Source organism: Mesorhizobium sp. M0136, assembly GCF_040322515.1.
Classification (GTDB): Bacteria; Pseudomonadota; Alphaproteobacteria; order Rhizobiales; family Rhizobiaceae; genus Mesorhizobium.
The window spans coordinates 19,588-44,279 of record NZ_JAMYTP010000034.1; the positions used below are offsets into that span (position 1 = coordinate 19,588).

Annotated in this window: 20 protein-coding genes and 2 pseudogenes; 15 read left to right on the forward strand and 7 right to left on the reverse strand. The window is 62.3% G+C overall.

Annotated features, from left to right (window positions below; all coding sequences use genetic code 11):
• Positions 1-17: 17 nt before the first annotated feature.
• From NKJ35_RS27975 to NKJ35_RS27995, 5 genes are all read right to left on the reverse strand, one after another.
• Positions 18-1,181 carry a mandelate racemase/muconate lactonizing enzyme family protein gene (locus NKJ35_RS27975; RefSeq protein WP_352650739.1) on the reverse strand — a complete coding sequence of 388 codons (1,164 nt, stop codon included), beginning with the start codon at positions 1,179-1,181 and terminating at the stop codon, positions 18-20.
• A gap of 33 nt (positions 1,182-1,214) precedes the next feature.
• Positions 1,215-2,312 carry an ABC transporter ATP-binding protein gene (locus tag NKJ35_RS27980; protein ID WP_352650740.1) on the reverse strand — a complete coding sequence of 366 codons (1,098 nt, stop codon included), beginning with the start codon at positions 2,310-2,312 and terminating at the stop codon, positions 1,215-1,217.
• A 10-nt stretch (positions 2,313-2,322) separates the two neighbouring features.
• On the reverse strand, positions 2,323-3,213 hold the full coding sequence (locus NKJ35_RS27985; protein WP_352509050.1) for a carbohydrate ABC transporter permease: 891 nt from the start codon (positions 3,211-3,213) through the stop codon (positions 2,323-2,325).
• Entirely contained in the window at positions 3,210-4,169 is a 960-nt protein-coding gene (locus tag NKJ35_RS27990; protein ID WP_352480360.1) for a carbohydrate ABC transporter permease, read from the reverse strand. Before NKJ35_RS27990 ends, NKJ35_RS27985 begins: the two co-directional genes overlap by 4 nt.
• 64 nt (positions 4,170-4,233) lie before the next feature.
• Positions 4,234-5,712 (reverse strand): ABC transporter substrate-binding protein, encoded by a 1,479-nt coding sequence (locus NKJ35_RS27995; RefSeq protein ID WP_254819841.1) that lies wholly within the window; start codon positions 5,710-5,712, stop codon positions 4,234-4,236.
• Between the two features lie 208 nt (positions 5,713-5,920).
• Between NKJ35_RS27995 and NKJ35_RS28000 the strand changes: the two genes are divergently transcribed.
• The 14 genes from NKJ35_RS28000 to NKJ35_RS28065 all read left to right on the forward strand — a co-directional run bounded on the left by NKJ35_RS28000 (position 5,921) and on the right by NKJ35_RS28065 (position 23,805).
• Positions 5,921-6,631: a GntR family transcriptional regulator gene (locus NKJ35_RS28000; protein WP_352509048.1), complete on the forward strand. Its 711-nt coding sequence runs from the start codon at positions 5,921-5,923 to the stop codon at positions 6,629-6,631.
• A gap of 54 nt (positions 6,632-6,685) precedes the next feature.
• Positions 6,686-7,852, forward strand: a complete 1,167-nt coding sequence (locus tag NKJ35_RS28005; RefSeq protein ID WP_352650742.1) for a mandelate racemase/muconate lactonizing enzyme family protein — start codon at positions 6,686-6,688, stop codon at positions 7,850-7,852.
• 55 nt (positions 7,853-7,907) lie between these two features.
• Positions 7,908-9,269, forward strand: a complete 1,362-nt coding sequence (locus NKJ35_RS28010) for a mandelate racemase/muconate lactonizing enzyme family protein (protein WP_352650744.1) — start codon at positions 7,908-7,910, stop codon at positions 9,267-9,269.
• A 17-nt stretch (positions 9,270-9,286) separates the two neighbouring features.
• A complete protein-coding gene (locus NKJ35_RS28015; protein WP_352650745.1) occupies positions 9,287-10,486 on the forward strand; it encodes a mandelate racemase/muconate lactonizing enzyme family protein in 1,200 nt (399 codons plus the stop codon).
• A 471-nt stretch (positions 10,487-10,957) separates the two neighbouring features.
• The gene (locus NKJ35_RS28020; RefSeq protein WP_352650761.1) at positions 10,958-12,061 is read left to right on the forward strand and encodes an efflux RND transporter periplasmic adaptor subunit; all 1,104 of its coding nucleotides are present in this window, start codon (positions 10,958-10,960) and stop codon (positions 12,059-12,061) included.
• The gene (locus NKJ35_RS28025) at positions 12,058-15,261 is read left to right on the forward strand and encodes an efflux RND transporter permease subunit (protein ID WP_352650746.1); all 3,204 of its coding nucleotides are present in this window, start codon (positions 12,058-12,060) and stop codon (positions 15,259-15,261) included. Before NKJ35_RS28020 ends, NKJ35_RS28025 begins: the two co-directional genes overlap by 4 nt.
• 1,375 nt (positions 15,262-16,636) lie before the next feature.
• Positions 16,637-17,248, forward strand: a complete 612-nt coding sequence (locus NKJ35_RS28030) for a cupin domain-containing protein (RefSeq protein WP_352650748.1) — start codon at positions 16,637-16,639, stop codon at positions 17,246-17,248.
• Positions 17,249-17,363: 115 nt separating this feature from the next.
• Positions 17,364-18,302, forward strand: coding sequence for an ABC transporter substrate-binding protein (locus NKJ35_RS28035; RefSeq protein WP_352650750.1), 939 nt, complete (start codon positions 17,364-17,366; stop codon positions 18,300-18,302).
• Positions 18,303-18,376: 74 nt separating this feature from the next.
• The gene (locus NKJ35_RS28040) at positions 18,377-19,174 is read left to right on the forward strand and encodes an ATP-binding cassette domain-containing protein (protein ID WP_352650751.1); all 798 of its coding nucleotides are present in this window, start codon (positions 18,377-18,379) and stop codon (positions 19,172-19,174) included.
• The gene (locus NKJ35_RS28045) at positions 19,171-20,175 is read left to right on the forward strand and encodes an ABC transporter permease (RefSeq protein ID WP_352650753.1); all 1,005 of its coding nucleotides are present in this window, start codon (positions 19,171-19,173) and stop codon (positions 20,173-20,175) included. Before NKJ35_RS28040 ends, NKJ35_RS28045 begins: the two co-directional genes overlap by 4 nt.
• Positions 20,176-20,179: 4 nt before the next feature.
• Complete coding sequence (locus NKJ35_RS28050) at positions 20,180-21,268, forward strand: phosphotriesterase family protein (protein WP_352650755.1); 1,089 nt, start codon at positions 20,180-20,182, stop codon at positions 21,266-21,268.
• Positions 21,269-21,295: 27 nt separating this feature from the next.
• Entirely contained in the window at positions 21,296-22,066 is a 771-nt protein-coding gene (locus NKJ35_RS28055; RefSeq protein ID WP_352650756.1) for a glutamine amidotransferase, read from the forward strand.
• A 3-nt stretch (positions 22,067-22,069) separates the two neighbouring features.
• Entirely contained in the window at positions 22,070-22,978 is a 909-nt protein-coding gene (locus NKJ35_RS28060; RefSeq protein WP_352650758.1) for a ribokinase, read from the forward strand.
• A complete protein-coding gene (locus NKJ35_RS28065; protein ID WP_352650760.1) occupies positions 22,975-23,805 on the forward strand; it encodes a BtpA/SgcQ family protein in 831 nt (276 codons plus the stop codon). The genes NKJ35_RS28060 and NKJ35_RS28065 overlap by 4 nt, the downstream gene beginning before the upstream one ends.
• Positions 23,806-23,845: 40 nt before the next feature.
• Here the strand turns inward: NKJ35_RS28065 and NKJ35_RS28070 are convergent, their stop codons facing one another.
• Entirely contained in the window at positions 23,846-24,112 is a 267-nt protein-coding gene (locus NKJ35_RS28070; RefSeq protein WP_502904684.1) for a type II toxin-antitoxin system VapC family toxin, read from the reverse strand.
• A 117-nt stretch (positions 24,113-24,229) separates the two neighbouring features.
• Between NKJ35_RS28070 and NKJ35_RS28075 the strand changes: the two are divergent.
• Positions 24,230-24,316, forward strand: a pseudogene (locus NKJ35_RS28075) (transposase); the annotation flags it as partial.
• 35 nt (positions 24,317-24,351) lie between these two features.
• Here the strand turns inward: NKJ35_RS28075 and NKJ35_RS28080 are convergent.
• A pseudogene (locus NKJ35_RS28080) lies at positions 24,352-24,692 on the reverse strand (S-(hydroxymethyl)glutathione synthase); the annotation flags it as partial.

The following is a 24,692-nucleotide window of genomic DNA, read 5'->3' on the forward strand; positions in this document are numbered from 1 at the left end:
ACTCCGATTGAATGGAACTACCAGTTCGTAACAGAACCGTCGCGGCGCCTAAGGTGAGGCGCTTCCCAGAAACGCAGACTTTGCGCCTGGACTGCAACTTCGTTGACCTCGACGCCGAGCCCCGGCAGATCGCCGATCGGGTAATCGGTCCCGTCGAGCCGTGGTTGCACGGGGAAGAAGTCGGAATTGTCGAAGCCCAGCTTTGTTTCGGGCGCCCTGGTCTCGAGCCACGCGAAGTTGGGTACCGCTGCAGCGAGATGCACGGTCGCGGCCGTGCACACTGGACCAAGCGGATTGTGCGGCATCAGGTCCACATAATGCGCCTCGCTCCAGCCAGCGATTTTCATCGCCTCGGTGAGCCCGCCGACATTGCAGACATCGATCCGGTTGAACTGATGGATGCCGCGCTCGATGTAGGGCAGGAACTGCCACTTGCTGGCAAATTCCTCGCCGATGGCAAAGGGGATGTCGGTCATCGTGCGCAGTGATTCATAGGCCTCCGGCGTCTCGGCCCGTATCGGCTCCTCGAGGAAATCAAGCACGCCGCGGCCGAGCTTGTTGCAGAAGCTCGCCGCCTCTGCCACCGACAGCCGATGATGATAGTCGAGGCCGAGGACCACGTCGCCGCCCAGCGCCTCGCGCGCCTTGTTCAACATACTCGCGGTAGCGCCGATCGACTCGCGCGGCTCGAAGATGTCCTTGCTGTTTTGCCCGAAAGGGAAGAAGCGGATCGCCTGCCACCCCTGTGCGCGAAGTTCGCGGGCCCGTTCGATGGCGACATCGCCCTCGGCCTCGTCGCCGGTCGAGGCGAAGGTGGGAATGCGGTCGCGCTGCTTGCCGCCCAGCAGCTCATAGACCGGCACCCCCAGCGCCTTGCCCTTGATGTCGTGAAGGGCGATGTCGATGGCGGAAATCGCCGCCTGAAGGACTCGCCCACCTTCGAAGTACTGGCTGCGGTAAACCTCCTGCCAGATCCGTCCGATCTGCATCGGGTCGCGGCCGATGAGAAACTCGCGATAGTGCTCGACCGCGCCGGCCACGGCCCTCTCGCGACCACTCAAGCCGCTCTCGCCCCAGCCGAAGATGCCTTGGTCGGTCTCGATCTTGACGAGCATCTGATTGCGGGTTCCTACCCACACCGGATAGGGCTTGATCGCGGTGATCTTAAGCTTCTCAGTCATCCACGCCCACGTTTCACGCGAATTCGCCCTATCTCAGTTGGCCTTGAGGGCCATTTCAGTTTCGCCGTCGAACAGATGCATCCGCTCCTGGTCGAACTCGAGCCAGATCTGCTCGTCGGGCGCGACGGCAATGTTTGGCGGCACGCTGACGTTGACGATGGCGCCGGACAGGAACGCCTGCACGAAGGTGACGTCTCCGGTCGGCTCCACCGTGTAGGCCTTGGCTGGGACGCTGCCTGGTACCGCACTCTTGTGGAGCTTGATCGTCGAGTGACGTGCGCCGAGCACGACTTTCCGGGTCGTCGCTTTCGCCACCTTCTGGGCATTGCGCGCTGAGAGCTCAAGGCGCCAGCCCTCGGCGCCGGTCAGCACCGTGTTGCCGTTTGCCATCGAGGCCTCTAGCGGAATGAGGCTCATCGCCGGGCTGCCGATGAAGCTGGCCACGAACATGTTCACCGGATGGGCAAAGACCTGCGCCGGTGAATCGTATTGCTGCAGGTAGCCGCCATTCATCACGGCCATCTTGTCAGCCATGGTCACCGCTTCGAGCTGGTCGTGCGTCACATAGATGATCGTCGCCTTGAGGTCCTGGTGGAAACGCTTGATCTCTGACCGCATCTGCACGCGCAGTTTGGCATCGAGGTTAGACAGTGGCTCGTCCATGAGGAACACGGCGGGGTCGCGAACGAGGGCACGGCCAAGGGCCACACGCTGCTGCTGTCCGCCCGAAAGTTCGCGCGGCTTGCGCTCGAGCAGATGCGTCATGTCGAGCACTCGCGCCGCTTCCTTGACCTTCTTGTCGATCTCGTCCCTGGGGAGTTTGCGCATCTGAAGCGGGAACGCCAGGTTCTTGTAGACCGATTTCTGCGGGTAGAGCGCGTAGTTCTGGAACACCATTGCGATGTCCCGGTCCTTGGGGTCGAGGTCGTTGACCACCCGCTCGCCGATGATGATGTCGCCCGATGTAATCGGGGTCAGCCCGGCGACGAGATTGAGCGTGGTTGTCTTGCCGCAGCCTGAAGGGCCGACGAGCGCAACGAACTCGCCGTCATTGACCGTCAGTGAGACGTGGTTGACAGCTTTGAAGCTGCCATAGCTCTTGACGAGATCTTGGAGGACCACGTGGGCCATCGGCAACTCCCTAGTGCTTGACCGCGCCTTCTGTAAGGGCTCGTACAAAGTATCGTTGCAGGACCAGGAACAGCACCACGACGGGCACGCTCATCATGAAGCTCGCCGCCATCAGGCCCGGAAAGTCCGTCGTATTTTCCGAGAAGAAGCGTTGGATGCCGACCGGCAGCGTCAACTGCTCGTTCTTGGAGAGGAAGGTGTAGGCGTAGATGTACTCGTTCCACGCGCCGATGAAGGAATAGATTGCGGTGGCGATAATCCCCGGCGTCGAGAGCGGCATCACGATCATGATGAAGGCCTGGAACCGTGTGGCGCCATCAATGCGCGCCGCCTGCTCAAGCTGCACCGGGATGTTATCGTAAAAGCCCTTGAGCAGCCAGATCGCCAGCGGCAGGCCGAAGGTGAGATAGGTGAGGATCAGCGAGCCGTGTGTGTTTATCAGACCGATGGCGCGCATCAGGATGAAGAGCGGTACGAGAAAGATCACCGCCGGGAACATATTGCGCAGCAGCACGGCAAAGAACAGGAAATTCCGGCCGGGGAAACTGAAGCGCGAAAACGCGTAGGCCGCAGGGACAGCCACGATCACCGAAAGAATTGTCGTGACGGTCGACACGAAAAGGCTGTTCCAGAAGAAGCGGAGGAAGTCCTGGCCGACGCTGTTCTGCGGATCGAGCAGTTTCTGGTAGCTGGCGAGGGTAGGTTCGTCCGGCCACCATTGCGGCGGAAATTGTGTCGCCGCGAATCCAGACTTGATCGAGGTGATCAGCATCCAGATCATCGGCAACGCGGTATAAAGCAGCATGAACACGAGGAATATGCGCCCGGCCCACCGCCATCCGTCGACGCGCATGCGGCGACGGGCCTGGGCTCGAGGGGCTGTCTCGGCAATCGTGCTCATGCGCTCCCCTCTTTCCGCTCGTTGCCGCTTAACGCACGGACGTAGAAGTAGCCCAGCGTCATCAGTGTGAGGAACAGGAGCACCGAATAGGCCGATGCCACGCCCCAGCGCTGCCGTCCGAAGGCGAGCTCATAAATATGGGTTATCCAGATATGCGATGCATTCGACGGCCCGCCGCCGGTCATGATCCAGGGGATGATGAAGGAATTGAAGTTGGCCACCGCGAGCAGCAGCATCGTCACCACCGAGACGTTGCGCAAGTGCGGGAAGGTGACGTGCCAAAAGCGCTGCCATGCATTGGCACCGTCGACTTTTGCAGCGCGCAGCAACTGGTCAGGGACTGTCTGCAGGCCGGCCATCATCATGATCATGGCGAACGGAAACTCGCGCCAGATATTGACGACGATCAGGGAGGGCAGCACCGTGCTGACATTGTCGATGAAATTCGGCGGCTGGTCGGCCAATCCGAGGCCAACCAGCACCGCGCCGATGATTCCGAAGTCCGAATGGTAGATCCACTTCCAGATGTAGGAGGCGGCGACGGCGCTGATGACCCAAGGGATGATCAGGACAGCGCGCAAGACACCACGGCCGATGAAGTCGCGGTGGAGCGCCAGCGCTGTGGCAAACCCCAAGACAAAAGAGATGAAAGTTGACCCCAGAGTCCAGATCAGTGTGTTCCAGGTGACTTTCCAGAACACCTGACTGGTGAGGATGGTCGTGTAGTTGTCGAGGCCGATGAAGGTTTTGTCGCGGAGCTGCAGGCCAGGCGGCGTCTTAAAGAACGACAGCTCGACCGTGTAGTAGATCGGATAGGCGATCACGATGAGCATCACGGCGATCGCCGGGAGCACGTACGCGTAGTCCGCGCGATGCTGCCAGATCTTGCGCAGCGCGCCGGACCTGCCGGGTTGCACTCTTCGGCGAGCCTCGGCCTTGCCGGTTACGATCGTCACTGTGGGTGCCCTTATTCTTCGGAACGAACCGGCTGGACCATCGGCCCAGCCGGTCAGGCTTGGGCTAGAGTCCGCCCATCAGCTCTCTCACCCTCTTGGCTGCGTCGTCCGCTGCCTGGTCGACGGTCATCGCTCCGGTCAGGGCATTCTGCAGCATGTCCGGGATGATGATGTTCATGATCTCGGGGGCCTGCGGCAGCGCTGGGAACGGGATGCCGTATGGCAGCATCGAGGTCGTGACATCGAGGAACTTGATGTTGTCCAGACGTTCCTTCATCCACTTGGTCTTGAAGCCGTTGAGGTTGCCCGGATTCGAGCCGGCGTAGGCCATCTTCAGCGACCATTCAGGGCTCGTCCACATGCAGATGATGGCCTTTGCAGCCGGCTCGTCTACCTTGCCGCCCTCGACATATTCGGGCTTCAGGATGTGAATGTTCGAGCCGCCGAACACGACGGCGCGCTTACCGTCGGGGCCGGTCGGGATCAGGCCGTAGCGCATGTTGTCGATGACCGTCTGCGCCTTGTCCTTGTCGGTGCCCGTCGCCTTTTTCTGCAGGTCGAGCATCACGTTGTAATCGGACGGGTGCGAGATCATCATGCCGAGCTGGCCGGCGACGAACAGGGGCTGATTATCGGCCTGCTGGTTGGTGAGTGCCGAAACCGGAACCGACTTGTCACGAACATACATGTCGTAGGACGCTTGCAGCGCTGCCTTGCTCTGCGGGCTATCGAGCTGGACCTGCTCATAGGTTGGATTCGGCGTCGCTTCGTCGAAGACGCCGCCGCCATAGGCCCATAGCTGTGGCATGAAGCGGTACGGCGTATTGCCGGCATTCTTGCGAGCCACGAGGCCATATCCGGCAATGCCGAGCTTATCGTGGATCTGCTTGGAATACTTGACCACGTCGTCCCACGTTGCCGGCGGCTTGTTCGGATCGAGGCCGGCACGCTTGAAGATGTCGGCGTTCCAGATGAACGCCATCGTCTCGTTGTTGGTCGGAATGCCGTAGGTCACGCCCTCCCAGGTCACGGCCTTCATGGCGCCGGGCCAGAAATCCTCGGTCGAATACCCCACGTCCTCTGGCTTGAGCGGCTGCAGATAGCCCTTTGAGGCGAACTCGGTGCCACCCAGGATTTGCAGGCGAACCGCCATCGGCGCGGCATTGCCCAGGAGCGCGGTCCGGAACTTGTCGAGAAGATCGTTATAGGTGAGGGCTTGTTCCTCGAGCTGGATGTTCGGATAGGTTTTGCGGAAGGTCTCGAAGAAATCCTTGTAGTACTGGCGCAGGAGGTCGGGGTCGCCCTCGAACACGCCCTGATACCAGAAAGTCAGTCGCCCCTTGTAATCGAGCGGGGTGACCTTGGCGCAATCGGCCGCCGTGTCAAAATCCTGTGTGCCCGCAATCGAGCGCACATATTCCGGCGACCACTTGCTCAGGTCGACCGGCGGTGCACCCAGCGCCGATGTAGACGTCAGGGATGCGATCAAAGCAGTGGCGACAGTGCCGCGCAGGACGGCACTGCCGAGGGCAATTCTCGTCATAGGTATCCTCCCTGGTTCTCCCATGCCGCCCAAAAGCGGTCCTTGCTCGTTTCGATCGCGAGGATGCTTCTTTCAGATCAGTGTATCCGCTCGATCGCTTGGTACGTTTTCAGATCATGGATTGCCTGTCAACGCGCAGAATCGTACATTGTTTGCGAAAGCCGTGTGTGATATCGGGCAAGGTATGTATTAAAATGGGGAGCCGGCCTTGGCCGAAACAAGCGATTTCAAAGCGATGCCACCGGTGGGGACCGATCCCATCGGAGCCTCGAGCGAGGGCGCCTCGCTTTATGAATTGATCCGGGAAGACATCATCGAGGGACGGCTCGCCCCCAACGAACGGCTTGTCGTCACCGATCTCGCCCGGCGTCACGGCACTTCGACCAATCCTGTGCGCGAAGCCCTGCAACTGTTGCGCGGCGAAGGGTTTGTTACCTTTGTCGCCAACCGCGGGGCGCGCGTCCGACCCATAGATCAGGATTTTGTCCGGGATATCTACGAGATCGGTGTTCTGATCGAGCCAGCCCTGACACGATGGTTTGTGAACATGGCTACCGGCGAGGACATCGCCGAACTCGAACGTCTCCAGGGCCTGATCGAAGAGAACAACTTCGCCGACACATTCAGGCATAGTGAGCTGGATACCGCTTTCCACACGGTGATGTACCAACGGCACTACAACCGCCACGCCGCCGAGCTTTGGTGGAAGCATCGCGAAGTGCTGCGAGCCGTGAGCCGTCGTTTCAATTTCACGCTGGCGCGACGTGCCGCGATCATGCGCGAGCACCGCGAACTCATCGCGCTTGTGAAGGCGGGAGAGGCCGACAAGGCGGCCGAACTCGTTTCCCGCCATGTCGAGGGTTCGGGCCGGCATATTCTGGAACAGATGCGAGCGCGCAACGCCGCTCGGGCCGGATAGAATGTCCAGTCCAGAACATCGTTAGCTGACCATTTTCAGGCAAAGGTAGTTGAGATGAAAATCACGAGCATTCGGCCGTGGCTGATCAAGTCCGATGCTTCCTACTGGGGAGAGTTCCTGTTCGTCGAAGTGACGACCGACGAGGGAGTGAGTGGCTGGGGAGAGATCACCACCACGACAAGGCTCGCCAACCGCGCTCTCTGCACGATCCTGCGGCAGATCGGCGTCGCCGTGACAGGCGAGGATCCGGCGCGCATCGAGCATCTCTGGCACAAGATCTTCCGCAGCTTCACCTACATGGGCAGCCGCGGCGCCGCCGTCGAATGCGTGAGCGCCATCGACATAGCTCTCTGGGACATCAGGGGCAAAGTCCTCGGCAAGCCGATTTACGAGCTGCTGGGCGGGCCGGTACGCGATGAAATCGCGCTCTACACTCATCCCAACCAGGCCAAATTCACCAGCAAAGAGGCTGTGGTCCGCGAAATTCTAGACATTGTCGAGTCCGGACACACTGCGCTCAAGTTCGATCCCTACCCCCACCAGGGCCGCAGCGCCGATGGCCTGCCCCGCGAACAGCGGGACGGCTACCTCGACGGCAGCATGACCCGCAAGGACGAGCGCGAAGCCGCCGAACTCACGGCTCTGATCCGCGAAACGGCAGGACCCGATGTCGACATTCTCATCGATGCGCATGGCCGCTTCGACGTCCCCACCGCCATTCGCCTCTGTCGGAGCCTCGAGGAGGCCGGCCAGATCGACTGGTTTGAGGAGCCCTGCCCGCCCGAGAGCCTTAACGCGCTCAAGCAGGTTCGTGAGAAGGTCAATACCGCTATCTCATGGGGCGAGCGCGGCCACACGAAATGGGATTTCGTGCCGGTACTTGAGAACAGGCTCGCCGACTACATCATGCCCGACGTTACCTGGACCGGCGGCATTACCGAACTCAAGAAAATTTCTGCGCTCTGCGAAGCCTACTACGTGCCGGTCTCGCCACATGACGCCGCGGGACCAATCAACGTGGTTGCGGGAGCGCAGGTGATGATGACTGTTCCCAACTTCTACAAACTCGAAACATCGGAGTGGAACCTGGGCAAATACGATCACCTGATCGACAGACCACTCGACATTTCGAACGGCAGCCTCAAGCTGACGTCGAAGCCTGGTCTCGGCATTGAGATGGACCGCGACTACCTGCAGGCCCACGAGATCAAGCTGGGCTAGCAACACTGTGTGCCGGCGCAGGGTGCGGGGCGACAAGCCGAAACGAGGATAAGTCATGGCAAAGACAGGTGGCGCCGACGAAGCGCTCAATCGGGTGAACGTGAACTCCAAGCCATCCCAGCTTCGCATCACCGACATGCGGGTAGCCGAAATCGTCGGCGCGCCGTTCACCTCGACCCTGCTCAAGATCTACACCAACCAGGGCATCGTCGGGCTTGGCGAGGTGCGCGACGGCGCCAGTGCCGCCTACGCGCTGATGCTGAAGAGCCGGCTGCTTGGCGAGAACCCTTGCGACATCGACCGCCTGTTTCGCCGGATCAAGCAGTTTGGTGGGCACGGCCGGCAAGGCGGCGGCGTCTCGGCGGTCGAAATTGCGTTGTGGGATCTCGCCGGCAAGGCCTACGGCGTGCCCGTCTACCAGATGCTCGGCGGCCGGTTTCGGGAGAAGGTGCGCGTCTATTGCGACACCGACGCTACCGTGCCGAGCGGCACCGAGACCGGCAAGCGTCTCAAGCAGCGCATGGCGCTCGGCTTCACCTTCCTCAAGATGGATCTGGGGCTGATGCAGATCGCGGATGTCCCCGGTGCGGTCGTGTCCCCTGCCGGCTCACTTGAAGGGTACCGCGTCCATCCCGGCCGCGGCCCCGTCAAGACCCTTGAGGAGCGACGCGCCCGCAATGCCGCCTACGATTTGCACAACGTCCGCCATCCGTTTACCGGCCTCCACTTTTCCGACAAGGGCCTCGACCTGCTTGAGCAGTACATTGCCGAGGTTCGCGATGTGATCGGCATGGATATTCCGCTCGCCATTGACCACGTCGGCCACATCTCGCTGCAGAACGGAATTCGGCTCGCCAGGCGGATTGAAAAATACGTGCCGGCCTGGCTCGAGGATGTGATCCCATGGCAGTACACCGAGCAGTACCGGCAACTGCAGGCCGCCACCACGGTGCCGATCTGCACCGGCGAGGACATCTACCTTAAGGAGGGTTTCGAGCCCCTGCTCAAGAGCGGCGGCGTCTCCATTGTCCACCCGGACCTGCTCACCAGCGGGGGCATCCTCGAGACCAAGAAGATCGGCGACATGGCGCAGGACCACGGCGTCGCAATGGCCATCCATATGGCCGAAAGTCCAATCGCCGCAATGGCCGCGGCACATGTCGCGACCGCGACCGAAAACTTCATGGCGCTCGAATACCACTCTGCCGATGTCGACTGGTGGGACGATATCGTCACCGGCGTTCCCAAGCCGCTCGTGAAGGACGGCTTTATCACTGTTCCGGACAAACCTGGCCTGGGGATTGACGACGTCGTCGACGAGGTGATCTCGCAGCATCTGCAGCCAGGTGTCACCGGCATCTGGCAGCCCACGGATCACTGGGACAACGAGTATTCCTGGGACCGCACCTGGAGCTGAGGCGAAAAGAACCGAAGATGAAGATCACCGACCTCCGCTGCGCCGTCATCGGCAAACATCCCATCGTCCGCATCGTTACCGACGAGGGCCTCTATGGCCTTGGCGAAGTCGAGTTCACCAAGACCTACCTCAAACCCTGGGTGCTGCATTTCCGCGAGGCGCTGATCGGCGAGGACCCGACCGACGTCGAGCGGGTGATGCTGAAGATCCGCCAACGCGGCTCTTTCAAGCCCTATGGCGCGGCGGTAAGCGCTATCGAGCATGCGCTGTGGGACATAGCCGGCAAGGCCGCAGGCGTGCCGGCCTACAAACTGCTCGGCGGCAAGGTGCGCGACAAGGTGCGCGTCTATAACGGCTCGATCCGCCAGAAGCGAACGGGGGACCGGCCGGAGGATTACGCCGCTGACGTGAAATGGATGATGGAGCAGCCGCAGAACTTCTTCATGATCAAGCAAGGGATCTCGTTCCACTCCAACATGAAGGACACCGTCGAGGGCTTCCATTACGGCGTGACGCAGAAGAAGGCTGGCTATCACGGTGCCATGGATCAGGGCGTAATCAGCGAACGCGGTTTCAACCACATGCTCGACTGCGTGATCGCGATGAAGGAAGTGATGGGCGACAAGGTCAGCCTGGCGCTCGACTGCGGCCCTGGCTGGATGCTGCCCGATGCGATCAAGTTCGCTCGCGCGGTCGAGAAGTACAATTTGATGTGGCTCGAGGACATGCTGACCGGCGACTATGTGCCTTGGGTCAATCCGCAGGCCTATCGGGAGCTGACCACCTCCACCTCGACGCCAATTCATACCGGCGAGCAGATCTATCTGCGGCACAATTTCAAGGAGCTGATCGAAACGCAGGCGGTGCGCGTCATCGGCCCCGATCCGGCCGATATTGGCGGCATTGCCGAGCTCAAATGGGTCGCCGAGCACGCCTATATGCACTCGATCCTGATGGCACCGCACGGCACCGCGAACGGCCTTCTAGGTCTCGGCGCGCTGATCAATGTCTGCGCCACCCTGCCCGCCAACTACCTCGCGTTTGAATACCCGAGCGCTTCCGACCCCTGGTGGGAGGACCTCGTAATCGGCCTGCCGTCGCAGATCGTGAAGGACAGCATGGTGGACCTGCTGGAAGCGCCGGGGCTGGGCCTCGATATCGACGCCGAGGCAGCCAGGAAGTATCTCCGGGAAGAAGATGCGGGCTTCTTCGACTGAACCATGGTCTTGCGCCACCCTGCACCGCGCGGACCGCTTCACGCAGCCTGTCATCCGGAATGACCGTTTCGGGCCGGAAGCGGTGCGGCTTTAACGTTTGAAGAAGGATTGCGGACGTTCAGCCCGACGGGACCAAGGTCTGCTCCCAGGTCTAGCCGCTCCCCGTCTCAATGCCATCCCGGATCGCCCGGTGGATCTGCGTCGCCAGTCCTGGGTGGCGGAGCAGCCACAGGGTGGACATTTCAGCTCACATGGAAAATGATCATCTTGCCATGCACAACACTGCAGTGCTCTGATTTCGACGAGTAGCCTGAACGTAGAAGCGGATCAACCGGCCTCCGGGTCCAGCGAGCGGGGACGCAAATGGACACCCTAGAGAATGGGCAATTGCATCGCGACGCGGGCGGGCGAGCCCGTCGATCGGCCGACTGGCTTGCCCGCGCAGCCGTGTCGGCGACATTCCTGCTCGGCATGGCTTTCAGCACTGCGTTTGCGCAGGACCAGCAGCTACCCGTGGTGACGGCGGCCAAGCCGGTGGTCCGTGAAATCGTCGAAGACGACGAGTTCGTCGGGCGCTTCGAAGCCGTCGACCAGGTCGCCATCCGTTCGCGCGTCAGCGGCTATCTGGACAAGGTCAGCTTCCAGGACGGCGCACTGGTCAACAAGGGAGACCTGCTCTTCACCATTGACCAGCGTCCGTACCAGGCGGCTTATGATGCCGCCAAGTCGCAAGTGGACGTCGCCAAGAGTCTGCTCGAATTCTCCAAGATGCAGCTGGATCGCGCCGACGAACTCGCCAAGACCGGCAATATCTCAACCGCGACGCTCGACGACCGCCGGCGGGAATACCTTTCGGCGCAGGCGCAGATGCAGGGCGCGACGGCTGCGCTGACGACGGCCAGCCTGAACATGGAATTCACCGAGATCAAGGCGCCCTTGTCCGGCCGCATCGACCGCCGGCTGGTGTCGGTCGGCAACCTCGTGCAGCCGGATTCCACCTTGCTGACGACCATCGTTACGCGCGATCCGATTGACTTCTATTTCGACGTCGATGAGCGTCTGTATTTCAGCTACGCCCGCGACGCGAAGGAGCGCGGCGGCAGCATGCAGGAAGGCGCCGGCGGGCTCGAGGTGGTGGTTCGCGTCGCCGACCGCACGGAGGCGGTATTCAAAGGCAAGCTCGATTTTGCCGAGAACCGGATCGACAACGCGACCGGCACCATGCGGGTGCGTGCAAGGTTTCCCAACACCGACGGCATTCTCCAGCCAGGCATGTTCGGGCGCATCAACGTGCCGGGGTCGCTGCCGCATAGCGGCGTGCTGGTGCCCGACGAGGCGATCGGCGCCGATCAGGATCGCCGCATCGTGTTCCTGGTGGATGAGGCCGGGATGGTGTCGGCGAAGCCCGTGCGCACCGGCCCGCTTCTTGACGGCTACCGGGTGATCCGCGGGGGCCTGACCGGCAACGAGACGATCATCGTCAACGGGCTGATGCACGCCAGGCCCGGCACCAAGGTGAAGGTCGAGATGGTAACGTTGCCGCCCAAGGCCGAGATCGCCGAGTTGCAGCAATGAGGTTCGCACATTTCTTCGTCGACCGTCCGATCTTCGCATCGGTCGTTTCGGTCGTCCTGCTGATCCTCGGCGGGATTGCTTATACCCAGCTGCCGGTCGCGCAATATCCCGAGATCGCGCCGCCGACCATCGTCGTTCGCGCGCAGTATCCGGGCGCCGACGCCGAGACGGTCGCAGCGACGGTGGCAACGCCGATCGAGCAGGAGATCAACGGCGTCGAGGGCATGCTCTACATGTCGTCCTATTCGTCGGGCGACGGGGCGATGGCGCTGACCATCACATTCAAGCTGGGCACCGATCTCGACCAGGCGCAGGTGCTGGTGCAGAACCGCGTGTCGGTCGCCGAGCCGCGCCTGCCCGAAGAAGTCCGGCGCCTTGGCATCACCACCACCAAGAGCTCGCCCGACCTGATGATGGTCGTGCACATGCTGTCGCCCGACAATACCTACGACCAGCTCTACGTCTCGAACTACGCCCGCTCGCGGGTGCGCGACATACTGCTCAGACTCGACGGCGTCGGCGACCTCATCATCTTCGGCGAACGCGAATATTCGCTGCGCATTTGGCTCGATCCGGAAAAACTGTCCGCCCTGGGGATGACCTCGGGCGATGTGGTGCAGGCGCTGCGCGACCAGAACGTCCAGGTGTCCGGTGGCTCGATCGGCGCGCCGCCGACCAGCACCGGCACGGCGTTCCAGTACACGGTCACCACGCAAGGCCGCTTCAAGGACGCACGCGATTTCCGATACGTGATCGTCAAATCGGCCGCCGACGGCCGCCTGATCTCGCTGCAGGACGTGGCGCGCATCGAGCTCGGCGCCAAGGATTACGTCACCAACTCCTATCTCAACGGCAAACCGGCGGTGGCGCTCGCCATCTTCCAGCGGCCGGGCACCAATGCGCTTGCCGCAGCCGCGGAGATCCAGGACAAGATGAAGGAGCTTTCCCGCGACTTCCCGAAGGGGCTGAGCTACGACATCGTCTACAATCCGACCGAGTTCGTCGCCGAGTCGATCCAGGAGGTCTACAAGACAATCCTGGAAGCGATGCTGCTGGTCATCATCGTCATTATCGTCTTCCTGCAATCGTGGCGCATGGCGATCGTGCCGATCGTGGCGATCCCCGTGTCGCTGATCGGCACGCTGGCGGTGCTTTACGCCGCCGGCTTCTCGCTCAACATGCTGACGCTGTTCGGCCTCGTTCTGGCGATCGGCATCGTCGTCGACGATGCGATCGTCGTGGTCGAGAACGTCGAGCGCAATATCGCCAGAGGGCTGGCGCCCAATCCGGCGTCGCACCTGACCATGGACGAAGTCGGAACCGCGGTCATCGCGATCTCGCTGGTGCTGATAGCCGTGTTCGTACCGACAGCCTTCATCCCCGGCATTTCTGGGCAGTTCTACCTGCAGTTTGCGATCACCATCGCGGTGTCGACGGCGATCTCGGCATTCAATTCGCTGACGCTTTCGCCGGCGCTGGCCGCACTGCTGTTCAAGCCGCACCACGCCGCGGCGGCGCCGCCGCGCTTTTTCCTGGCGCGGTTCGGACGGGCGCTCGCCGACGGCTTCAATCGCGGCTTCGACAGGGTCGCCCACTGGTATTCGAGCATCATCCGCGTGCTGATCGGCTCGTGGATAACGATCGCCGCCATGCTGGCCGTTTTCGCGGGCCTCATCTACGCCACGGTCTACATGGTGCAGGCGGTGCCGCGCGGTTTCATTCCGTCGCTTGACCAGGGCTATGCGATCGTCGTCGTCCAGTTGCCGGACGGCGCTTCGTTGTCGAGGACCGATGCGGTCATCCAGCAGGCGTCGCAGATCATCCAGAAAACGCCCGGCGTCGACTACGCAGTCGCCTTCGCCGGCTTCTCCGGCGCGACCTTCACCAACGCCAGCAATGCGGGAGTGATCTTCGCCAGGTTCAAACCGTTTGACGAGCGACTGAAAGCCGACCAGTCGGCGACCCAGGTCATCGGCAATCTGTTCGGCAGCCTGCAAAGCATCAAGGAAGCCTTCATTATCGCACTGCCGCCGCCGCCGATCCGCGGCGTCGGAAATGCCGGCGGCTTCAAGCTGCAGATCCAGGAGCGCAACAGCGCCGACATGCGGCAGATCCTGGCGCTTGCCTACGAAATCGCCGGCAAGGCCAACAAGACGCCGGGGCTGACGGGCGTGTTCACCACCTTCTCCGTGTCGAGCCCGCAATTCTTCCTGGCGATCGATCGCGACAAGGCGCGCATCCTGAACGTGCCGATCCCCAACATCTTCGAGACGCTGTCGATCAATTTGGGCACCGCCTACGTCAACGACTTCAACGCTTTCGGGCGCGTCTACCAGGTGCGGGCGCAGGCCGACCAGGCGTTCCGCCTAGATCGCGCCGACATCTTGAAACTGAAGGTGCGCTCCGCGACCGGCGCGCTGGTTCCGCTCGGCACGTTGGTCGAGATCCGCGACGCCACTGGCCCGGCGCTGGTCCAGCGCTACAACATGTACGTCTCGGTGCCGCTGCAGGGCAACGCCGCGCCCGGCGTTTCCACAGGCGACGCGCTGGCATTGATGGAAGGGATCACGGCAAAGACGCTGCCGGCCGGTACCTCCTATGAATGGACCGAGCTCGCCTATCAGGAGCGCAACACAGGCAATGCCGCTCTCTATATCTTCGGACTTTCGGTGCTGTTCGTGTTCCTGGCGCTGGCGGCGCAATATGAAAGCTTGGTGCTGCCGTTCGCCATTGTGCTGGTGGTGCCGCTCGGCGTGCTCGCGGCGTTGCTCGGCGTGTCGTTCCGAGGGCTGGACAACAACATCCTCGTGCAGATCGGCCTCATCGTGCTAATCGGGCTTGCCGCCAAGAACGCGATCCTGATCGTCGAATTCGCGCGGCAGGCGCAGGAACGCGGGCTGTCGGCCGCCGAGGCTGCCGTCGAAGCCTGCCGGCTCAGGCTGCGGCCGATCCTGATGACCGCCTTCTCGTTCATCCTCGGCGTCGTGCCGCTGATGATCGCAACGGGCCCGGGCGCAGAAATGCGCCAGTCGCTCGGCACCGCGGTATTCTCCGGCATGCTCGGCGTCACCTTCGTCGGCCTGTTCCTGACGCCGGTGTTCTACGTCACGCTCAGGTCGCTGTTTTCACGGCGCAAGCCCCGTGCCGAGGCCGAGCCTTCGCGGCCGGCAGGGGCGCCAGCGGAGACGGCCGCCGAGTAGGGTTACGAATTCGCCGCGTCGGGCGCGGCTTATCACTCCAGAAAATCGGCGCGGCGCGGCAACGGCCACCATCTGCGCGACCTCGGCGTCGAGGTACAGCGGAGACCCTTGCTCGCTCTGAGCCAGCAATCCAGCCCAACAGCCGCATCCAGCGAGACGATGCCGGGCGGCGAGGCCAATGCGATCTTCTATCTGGTCGGCCAGGCGGGGCTTAAGGGCGCAACCGCGACCTCCGGAGTCCTCGCTTGCGATGTCTGCTTCAGGACGCGGGGAAGCTGATCTCTGCGGCCGACATGCGGCGCAGAGCAGACGGTAGGCTTTCAAACCCGGAGCGACAAGAGCAGACCTTTGTTCGGCGCAAATGTCGTCCTGACGTGACGCAACGCGGTCTTCCGTTGCGACGCCGCTGGCTGGAGCTGCGTTAAGTCGATCGGAGGCCAATGGTATTTTCAATGGAACGCTAATATACATGGAAACCCCAACGAGCAGCGCCTGCCAGATACTTGAGGAATGCCATGCGAAGGCTCATCTTCACGGCGATGTGTATCGCCGCCGCTACAGCCGCTAACGCCCATGATTGGTACGAAGATAAGATTGACCCGCAGACCAAATTCAAGTGCTGCGGCGGTTCAGATTGCCGCGCCATACCTCGGTCTTCGGTGCGGTCCAGGGTAGACGGCGGGTACACCTATTTGCCGCATAATTTCACCATCCCACGGGACCGTGTACAGGAATCCCCGGACGGTCAATACCACATATGCGAAAATAAATATGCTGTAACCAATCAGCTGTATTGGCGTTGCTTCTTCGCACCTCGTGTCGATGTGTCTATACTTCTAAAGCATTAGCCGCGCGTCGCTTCCGCAATCCACATCCGCAAGGTCTAGTCCATTAATTCTGTCGGACTTTCTTCAAAATTGTCGAAGCTCAGGCGGTGCGCGACTGCCCCAGGGATTTCATTGAGTGCATCGCCGCTACCGAGAGCCAGCGCGCCCCGGCGCGTAACTCCAGGGGCGCTGCCGCGGGTGACTTCTGGCGGACTCCGCAAATTCGGTGACAGTCTAGATTTTATCGTGTCGGCACGGCCGTGGTTGTGTAGATTGGCTGTGTGGCCCGCCTCGCCCGCATTGCCCAAGTCCCACTCGCCACGTGACGCAACGCGGTAGTGGTGACGATTTCGGCCCCGATGGGCAGCCAAGCGATAGGGGATTACTGGCGCGGGATCATCAGCACGGTTCATGCGGCAGCGGCATTCGCCGGATGCGGTAGCTGCGGCTGCAGTCTCGAATTTGATGCATCAGCACTTGCAAATCCTCGGCCGAGGTCTTTTGCTCGCGCGATAGTTGCCCTTGACCGTTGAATGGTTGGCGAACAGATGAACAAAATCGATCGACGGCGGCCAGAGTCAGAAACGGACGCCACCGTAAATGCCGCGAGACTTGGAACTCGGCTGCGCCTCGCCCGCCAGACACGCGGCATGACGCTGAAGACGCTGGCCGAGGCTGCGAATTGCTCGGAAAGCCTGCTGTCCAAGATCGAGAACGGCAAGGCTTCGCCGTCCCTGCCCATGCTTCACCGTCTGGTCGAGGTTCTCGACACAAACATCGGCTGGATGTTCGAGCAAGTCGATGACGACGAGGCGATCGTATTCCGGGCGGGCGCAAGGCCTTTGATTGCGCTCGACGCGCTACGGCGTGGCGAAGGAATTTCGCTCGAACGCATCATTCCGTATTCGCCTGGCCACCTTCTACAATGCAACATCCATCACATCGAGGCAGAGGGCTCGAGCGAAGGTCCGATCCAGCATGCCGGCGAGGAAGTCGGCTATGTGCTCGCCGGCCGGATCGAGTTGATCGTCGACGGCAAGAGCCATGCTCTCGCCACGGGCGATGCCTTCGTGTTCAGGTCGGAGCTGCCGCATCATTACCGCAACATCGGCGAGGAACGCGCTAGCATTTTCTGGGTCAACACGCCGGCGACTTTCTGAGCAACGCTCGGCGTTCATTTGGATTGACAAATATTCAAGTCTCTTGAATGGTTGCCTCGTGCTGTAGCACCAACGGGACCAGCAGAGGTCTGGTCCGCAAGCAAGGGGAACCGAAATGCGTCTGTTCAAACTTCTCGCCGGCTGTGCCGCCGCCATTGCCATGGGCTCGGCAGCCATGGGATCGGCGCTTGCCGATACGTTCGCTCTCGTCAACATCAACCAGCAGGCCCTGTTCTTCAACCAGATCAACGAGGGTGCGCAAAAGGCAGCCGACTCGGCTGGCGCCAAGCTGGTCATTTTCAACGCCAATAATGTGCCGAGCGCGCAGAACGACGCGATCGAGAACTACATCACGCAGAAAGTCGACGGCATCATTCTAGTCGCCATCGACGTCAACGGCGTCAAGCCTGCGATCACCGCAGCCAAGGCGGCCGGCATTCCCGTCATAGCCATCGACGCGCAGATCCCCGACGGCGACAATATTTCGTTCATCGGCGTCGACAACACCAAGGCCGGCGAGGACATCGGAAAATTCTACGCCGACTATGTGAAGACCGAGATGGGCGGCAAGGCCAAGATCGGTATCGTGGGCGCACTCAATTCATTCATCCAGAACCAGCGGCTCGACGGCTTCAAGAAGGCGGTGACCGAAAGCGGCCAGGCCGTCACCTTCCTCGACACGGTCGACGGCCAGAACGTTCAGGAGACCGCGTTGAGCGCTTCGGAAAACCTGATGACTGCCAATCCGGACATGAACTCGCTCTATGCAACCGGAGAGCCGGCCTTGCTCGGCGCAGTTTCGGCCGTGACCAGCCAGGGCCGCACCGGCGACGTCAAGGTATTCGGCTGGGATCTGACCAAGCAGGCCGTTCAGGGCATCGACGACGGCTGGGTGGTCGCGGTCGTGCAGCAGGATCCAGCCGGCGAAGGCAAGGCTGCGGTCGAAGCGCTGGGCAAGCTCAAGAAGGGCGAGAAAATCGATCCGATCATCAACATCCCGGTGACGATCGTGACCAAGAAGAATGTCGACCAATACCGCGCGATGTTCAAGTAAACTGCGTCGGCGACCGGGCCGCGGCGTCGCCTGAGGCTGCGCCGCGGGCACCTTGCAATCGCGTGGAATCCCAGATGAGCAGTGGCCAGACCTATCGGGTGCGAATGAGCGGCATCTCAAAGCGCTATAACGCCATCCAGACGCTCGATGACGTATCGCTGACGCTGAAGCCGGGCGAGGTGCTGGGGCTGGTCGGCGACAATGGCGCCGGCAAGTCGACATTGAGCAAGGTGCTGTCGGGGGCAGTGGTTCCCGACGCCGGCACCATCGAAATCGACGGCAAGCCGGTGATCTTCAGCTCGCCGGCGGACGCACGTGCGGCGCGCGTCGAGATGGTCTACCAGGACCTGTCGCTATGCGACACGGTCGACGTCGCCGGCAATCTGTTTCTCGGCCGCGAGCCGCGCCGCCGCATCGCAGGCATTTCCTTTCTCGACAAAAAGCGCATGCATGACGAGACGCGCCAGATGCTCGATCGGCTCGGCATTGTCATTGCCGACACGCGACTCAAGGTCGAAAACCTCTCCGGCGGGCAGCGCCAGTCGATCGCGATCGGCCGTGCCGCCTCGTTCGAGCCGGCCGTGCTGATCATGGACGAGCCGACGGCAGCGCTTGCCGTGGCCGAAGTCGAGGCGGTGCTCGAACTGATCCGCGCGGTCAGTGCGCGCGGTGTCAGCGTCATTTTGATCACCCACCGGCTGCAGGATCTGTTCCTCGTCTGCGACCGCATCCAGGTCATGTACGAAGGGCGCAACGTAGCCGAGCGGCTGATCGGCGAGACCAACATCGAGGACGTGGTGAATCTGATCGTCGGCCGCAAGTTCAATGCGCGTTCCGCCACCAACGGCTACCGCGGTAGAGCGCCGGCATGAGCGACGCGATCCACGCCGCCCAGCCCTCACGTGTACGCAAGGGCACCTGGCGCGATGCGCTCCTCGCCAATGGCAGTGTCGTCTCGATCGCGCTGTTCTTTCTGGTCGTATGCATCATCTTCTCGGTTGCGACCGACGCGTTTCTGACATCGCCCAATCTGTTGAACATCCTGCGGCAGTCGGCGCCTCTGCTGATCGTTGCCGCGGCAATGACTTTCGTCATCACCACCGGCGGCATCGATCTTTCGGTCGGCTCCGTGCTGGCGCTGGTGGCGACGCTGTCGGCGACACTTTTGCAGTTTGACCTGCCGTGGCCAGTCGTTATCCTCGTGATGCTCGCGCTCGGTGCCCTGCTTGGCGCGGTGCAGGGCTATTTCGTCGCCTATGAGGGCATCCCGTCCTTCATCGTCACGCTTGCCGGGCTTTCGGTGATCCGGGGCGTGGCGCTGCTGATCACCGGCGGCTATTCCATCCCCATCGAGCCCGGAAGCGCTTTCACCGTGCTCGGCCGCGCCTGGTTTCTTGGCGTGCCGGTGCCGGCGCTGATCGCGCTGGCGATCCTGGCCATCGCCTATCTCGCCTTCAACGAGACGCCGTTCGGCCGCTATGTCACCGGCATCGGCGCCAACGCCGAGGCGGTGCGGCGTGCCGGCGTCAACACGCGGCAGACGACGCTCTTCGTCTATGTGATTTCCGCCACCGCGGCGGCCCTTGCCGGCATCATCATTGCTGCCCGGCTTGGATCGGGATCTTCAAATGCCGGACAGGGTTTCGAGCTGGAAGTCATCGCCGCCGTCGTGCTCGGCGGCACCAGCCTGTTCGGCGGCCGTGGAACGATCATCGGTACGGTGCTCGGCGCGCTGACCGTGGCCGTCATCGGCAACGGCCTGATCCTGGCGCATCTGTCGCCCTTCCTGACGCCGATCGTCACCGGAACGATCATCCTGATCGCCATCTGGCTGAACTTCCGCCTGTTCCGCGGCGCCGTGCGGAGCCGTTGAGCCGATGAGTGGTCTGTTCGATGACGCAGCGCCCAGGCAGCGGTTGCCAATCGGGGTCGAAACCGGCCAAGTGATGACCGTGCTCGGCCCGGTTCCGGTCGAGGAGATGGGCATCACGCTGATGCACGAGCACATATTGCTCGACGGCGCGCGCAGCTGGAAATGCCCCTGCCATCCCAATGACATGGCGATCGCCGAGCAGCCGGTGAACATCGAGATCATCGGCGAATTGCGCATGAACCCTTACGTCAACCGCGACAATGTCTCGCTCGACGACGCCGACCTGGCGCTGTCGGAACTGCAGCGCTATCGCGCGCTGGGCGGCCACACCGTCGCCGACGCCACCAATATCGGCATCGGCCGTGACCCCGAACAGCTCGCCCGCATCAGCCGCATGTCCGGCCTCAAGATCGTCATGGGCACCGGGTTCTATCTCGAGCATACTCATCCCGAATGGCTGAAGGCCATGGATGTCGACGCCGTGACCGAGTTCATCGTCAACGATGTCGGCGGCGGCGAGACGCAGCCGCCGATCATGGCCGGGCTGATCGGCGAGGTCGGCGTCAGCAAGGATTTCACCGCAGAGGAACGCAAGTCGCTACGAGCTTCGGCGCGCGCTTCGCGCATCACCGGCGTGCCGCTGTCGATCCATCTGCCTGGCTGGGAGCGGCTGGCGCACGACGTGCTCGATATCGTCGAGGCCGAGGGCGCCGATCTTCGCCACACGGTGCTCTGCCACATGAACCCGAGCCACGACGATCCCGATTACCAGAAAAGCCTCGCCCGGCGCGGCGCGTTCCTCGAATACGACATGATCGGCATGGACTATTATTATGCCGACCAGGATGCGCAATCGCCCTCCGACGAGGAGAACGCACGCGCCATCGCCGCCCTTGTCGAGGCCGGCTTCGGCGACCGCCTGCTATTGTCGCAGGATGTGTTCCTCAAGATCATGCTGACGCGCTTCGGCGGCTTCGGCTATGGCTATATCCTGAAGCATTTCATACCGCGCCTGAAACGGCATGGCGTCGAGCAGGCGGCCATCGACCGCATGCTGATCGCCAATCCGAAAAGCGTGTTCGCGCGGCTCTAAGCGGCCTGGAACTACACGGGAGTTCAAATGTCCAAGAAGAAGATCCTGCTTGCCGGCGAATCCTGGGTGTCGACCGCGACCCACATCAAGGGTTTCGACCAGTTCCCGACTGTCACCTATCACACCGGCGCCGACGAACTGCTGGGCGCGCTCAAGGCGACCGATTTCGACGTCACCTTCATGCCGGCGCACGAGGCGCAGCGCGGCTTTCCTCAGACGATGGAGGCGCTGTCGGCCTATGACGCGGTCGTGCTCTCCGACATTGGCGCCAACACCCTGCTGCTGCATCCCGACACCTGGGTCCACTCCAAGCCGACGCCGAACCGCCTGCGCCTGCTCCGCGATTACGTCAGCGACGGCGGCGGTCTGTTAATGTTCGGCGGTTACTACAGCTTCCAGGGCATCAATGGCGGCGCGCGCTACCGCAAGACGCCAATCGAGGACGTGCTGCCGGTGAACTGCCTGGCCTACGACGACCGCGTCGAGGTTCCCGAAGGCTTTGCCCCGGTGCCGAAACCAGGGTCGACACATCCTATCCTCAGCGGCCTCGGTTCGGACTGGCCGATCCTGCTCGGCTTCAACGAGGTGACACTGAAGGACGATGTGGAAGTTCTGGCCAGCGTATCGTCGGATTATGGTTCGCTGCCGCTGCTTGTCACCGGCCATTACGGCAAGGGCCGCACCGTGGCCTGGACATCCGATGTCGGGCCGCATTGGCTGCCGCCGCAGTTCATCGCCTGGCCAGGCTACAAGACCCTGTTCGAACAGATGCTGGGTTGGGCGACCGGCGAGAGCTGAGCCATGCATGTCCACGTCGTCGGCAATGCCTGCATCGATACCATGTTTCGCGTCGGCCGCCTCCCTGCCGCGGGCGAGACTTTGAATGCCGTGAGCTATGCCGACGGGCTCGGCGGCAAGGGTGCCAACCAAGCGGTCGCAGCAGCGCGGACTGGTGCAGAGGTGACGTTCTGGACGGCGCTCGGCAAGGACCGCGAAGGCACATGGATCAGGAGCCGCCTCGACAGCGAACTGTCAGACCTCGAGGTCAGCGAATTCGAGCTGCCGAGCGACCGCTCGACCATCGTCGTCGATCGAGGCGGCGAGAATTTCATCGTCAGCGGCGTTGCCTGCAGCGAAGCGTTCGATCCGGTGGCGCAAACAGCACTTGTCCGCTGGATCGCTCCCGGCGACATCCTCGTCTGCCAGGGAAATTTGCGTGCCGCCGCGACCGATGCCAGCCTCAGAGCAGCAAAGGAAAACGGCGCACGCACCGTTCTCAACGCCAGCCCGATCGATGCGGCATCCGTTCCCGATCTTGGCCTGGCGGAGTTTTTGGTTGTCAACCAATCCGAGGCGAAAACCCTGACCGGCCGGGATGACATGACAGCAGCCGCCGACGCGCTGGTGGCCAAAGGTGCAGGCACCGTCATCATCACGCTCGGCGCGGCAGGCTGTCTCGTGCTTGGCCCGGGCCAGGAAGAGCCGCTTCGTTTGCCGGCCCCGCAGGTCGAGGCGCTCGACACCAGCGGCGCCGGCGATGTGTTCTGCGGCTGTCTCGCCGGCGGGCTTGCGCGGGGCATGTTGGTCACCTCGGCGCTGGAGCTTGCGCTGGCGGCCGCCGCAATCGCCGTGATACGGCCGGGCACGCTGGCATCCTGTCCTTCCGCCTCCGAGATGGCGGTGCTCATCGAGCAAATGGAGCTCTCATGATCCAGATCGGCCAATCCGGCGGCGACGCGCTCTTGCACCTTTTCGGCCGCACCAAGGTAGTGATCGGCGTCGTTCACCTGGCGCCCCTGCCCGGCGCGCCGCGCTATGACGGCGAGGCCGTGGAGGTGATCTACCAGCGCGGGCTCGATGACGCCAAAGTCTATCTCGACGGCGGCTGCGACGGCGTCATCGTCGAGAACCATGGCGACATCCCTTTCGCCAAGCCTGACGATATCGGGCCGGAGACGGCGGCCTATATGGCGGTCGTTTCCGACCGCATCCGCCGTGAGCTCGGCAGGCCGGTCGGCATCAACGTGCTGGCCAATGCCGCGATCCCGGCCTTGGCGATCGCCAGCGCTGCCGGCGCCGGTTTCGTCCGCGTCAATCAATGGGCGAACGCCTATGTCGCCAATGAGGGTTTTGTCGAGGGCGAGTCGGGCCGCGCGGCGCGCTACCGCGCCAGGCTGCGCGCCAACGGCATCCGCATCTTCGCCGATGCCCATGTCAAACACGGCGCACATGCCATCGTCGCCGACCGTCCGGTGGAGGAACTGGTCAAGGACCTGGTCTTCTTCGATGCCGATGCCATCATCGCCACCGGCCAGCGCACCGGCCACGCCGCGGATTTGGGCTACATAAGCATGATCAAGCAGGCCGCCGGCCTGCCGACGCTGGTCGGAAGCGGCGTGACGCCGGACAATGCCAACGACATCCTCGCCATTGTCGACGGGGTCATCATCGCCAGCGCGCTGAAGCACGACGGCGTCTGGTGGAACCAGGTCGACTCTGCTCGCGTAAAGGCGTTCATGGGTGGTCTGAAGCGATAGCTGACTTCAACCGCCTAGCCCACCGCTCGGGCCACCTCGGTCAGAGACGACGGACAGGCCCAGGATACTGCGCGACCAGATCGTCGACGGTCAGCAATCTGATGCCTTCCACAATCGATTGAGCAATCAGGATCCGATCGAAGGGGTCCTTGTGGATGGGTGGAAGCCCCTCCACCGCACTGGCATGCTCGCCGATCATTGGCAGCTCATGATAATCATTATCTATCAGGCCCATAAAACTTAGTCTAATGGGCCCGATCTTCGAGTGTCTATCTCTCCGCCGATAGGATGGGATCCAATTGCCCATTCCCTCGACCAAAAGCCGTGGCCGATCTTCGCGCTGGGCGCAGGCCAATGGCGCAGTCGAGGCGATTGAAATGGGCAATGCCTGAAAACTAGGGCGTCGAGGCCTACGCTCTCGGCGCCCCGTATCGGCATCACCGCCGTCCTTCACAGGCAAGGCTCCGCGATGACCCACCGTCCGCACCTGCACGTGATCGTGCCGGGCGGCGTCGCCCGGCTCGATCGATGATAGTCGAGCGGCTACTAGGCCGGCAACGCGCCGGATCTCTTGGCCGTCCAGGTGGCGATATAGTCCATCAGGCCAGGATTGAGGCAATCATAAGGTTCGAGCCCGATCGACTTCAGCTGTGACCTTATGCCGTCCATGCGGCTCGGATCGACACCGGATTCAATGATCGACGAGACAAAGGCGGTGAAGCCCGGCGGCGACCAGCCATCCTCCTGGAAGCGTTCCGGATGGATGAAGGACAGCCCCTTGAAAGCGTGGTCGCGCTCGACCGGGCCGTGCATGTGGACGCCGCAGCCGGTGCAGGCATGGCGCAGGATCAGCGCGCCCGGATCGACCACCTTCAGCTTGTCGCCGT